Below are 291 nucleotides of genomic sequence, written 5' to 3'. Positions count from 1 at the left end.
GACGGCAGCGGTGTCGGACATCTGCATCACATCCGGAAGACGCCGTAGCCGACGTCGGGCAGAGGGCCGCGCGAGACGACGTCGAGGGCGAGGCCGAGCACGTCGCGGGTCTGCGCCGGCTCGATCACCCCGTCATCCCAGAGCCGCGCCGTCGAATAGTACGGGCTGCCCTGCTCTTCGTACTGCGCGCGGATGGGCGCTTCGAAGGCTGCTCTGTCGCCGTCCGACCAGGGTGTCCCCGCGGCATCCAGCTGCTCGCCGCGCACGGTGGAGAGCACCGACGCCGCCTGC

General features: G+C 71.1%; 1 protein-coding gene. It reads right to left on the bottom strand.

Features of this window, described 5'->3' with window-relative positions; genetic code table 11:
- Positions 1 to 26 precede the first annotated feature (26 nt).
- The coding region (locus tag LZP73_RS20255; RefSeq protein ID WP_326490377.1) for a carboxyl transferase domain-containing protein at positions 27 to 291 on the bottom strand (265 nt) is incomplete at its 5' end.

Origin of the sequence: Shewanella sp. AS16 (assembly GCF_021412365.1) — a bacterium.
Lineage (GTDB): Bacteria > Pseudomonadota > Gammaproteobacteria > Enterobacterales > Shewanellaceae > Shewanella > Shewanella salipaludis.
The sequence above is the reverse complement of the archived record's forward strand: the minus strand, read 5'-3'. Positions and strand labels throughout refer to the sequence as shown.